Below are 1,404 nucleotides of genomic sequence, written 5' to 3' on the forward strand. Positions count from 1 at the left end.
AGTGATTATCCTGCTCTTTATGAAGCGATAGGGATCAGGTGGGGAGGCGCTGATAGTTGGACGAAGTTTAATGTTCCCGATTTGCGTGGTGTTTTTTTACGAGGTGTTGATGATGACCGCGAGATAGACCGCTTTCGTTATCTTGGCACTTTACAAAATGACGCAATGAGAAAGCATGACCATGGGGGTCAATCCTTTACGATTTTGAATGATGAAAATCAGGAAGAGAGTTGGCATGGTGATATGACAATCATCTGGGGATATGTGTTGAATGACCAGCAAAGATTGAAGCTTGCTGAACGTTTGGGCGTGAGAGCAGAGGATATACGCGTGCACCATAAGCTCGCCTTTCCCCATTCCCACCTTCACATGCGTGATGTTGCATTGGCAAGTTCAGGTATAAGTGAGACGCGCCCGATTAATATGAGTGTTGTGTTTGGAATCAAGACGTGAGGTTTAGATGTCCACGATTTATGATTGGTCTTTAACGGCATCTGAGAATGGTGGTGCTGATGCTTTAATTAATTGGTCAGAGGGACAGCACCCTAACACGGTTAATAATAGCGCTCGTTTTATGATGCAACGGGTAAGTGAGTATTTATCGGATACGGGGGGTGTTCTTGAAGGGATTGTGACGGTTGATAATAACCAAAAGACGAGCGTGATAAGGTTTCTAAGTCAATCGGCATTTTTAGAGTATAAGAATGGCATATCGGTTTGTTTTAAAGCGAAGGGCAAGAATGTTGGGGCGACAACAATTGCTTTAAATAATTTAGCCGATAAGCCCGTTTATAAGGCAACAGAAACCGGTTTATTAGCCTTATCGGGAGGAGAGATACAAGATGGCTGTCTTTATACGCTTGTGTATGATGAAGAGCTTACGGGTTGGCAAGTTCTCAACCCGACAAGGGGCAAAGTTTCTTCCTTAAAACGTTTACCTTCCGGTCTGATAGGACCGTTTGCAATGGAGCGCTTGCCGGATGGTTGGTTGCCATGTGATGGAAGTGCTTATTCACGGTATGTTTATTGGGATTTATTTTGTGTCATAGGAACGACGTGGGGAGAAGGGGATGGCGCCACGACGTTTAATGTTCCCGATTTTCGGGGGCTATTTTTACGGGGACTTGATAATGAACGCAATTTAGACCCTTGGCGTTCTTTTGCAAGTATACAACCCTGTTCTTTAAAAGCGCATGAACATTTTATAGGTCCAGCGTCATCAGAAGGTCTTTCTTCTCGAAAAAAACGGGATGTTTCTTCTTCTGAAGCGCCCGTGACAAGGCGAAAGAGATCTGTAGACGAAGAGTGTGTAGGTTTGAGTGGGGATGCTTTGGACAAGTGTAATCAAGAATTTGACCAAATAGCAGGAAGTCCACAGGTAGAGACTCCCTTTTGGTTTACAGA

Annotated in this window: 2 protein-coding genes; both read left to right on the forward strand. The window is 44.2% G+C overall.

The annotated features are described in order from the left end of the window. Positions 1 to 453: phage tail protein (locus ACFINH_RS09395; RefSeq protein WP_375632874.1), on the forward strand; the 453-nt coding region annotated here is incomplete at its 5' end. A 7-nt stretch (positions 454 to 460) separates the two neighbouring features. Beyond that, the coding region (locus ACFINH_RS09400) for a phage tail protein (protein ID WP_375632876.1) at positions 461 to 1,404 on the forward strand (944 nt) is incomplete at its 3' end.

It is taken from the genome of Bartonella sp. AA74HLJMH (genome assembly GCF_042197045.1).
Taxonomy (GTDB): Bacteria; Pseudomonadota; Alphaproteobacteria; order Rhizobiales; family Rhizobiaceae; genus Bartonella.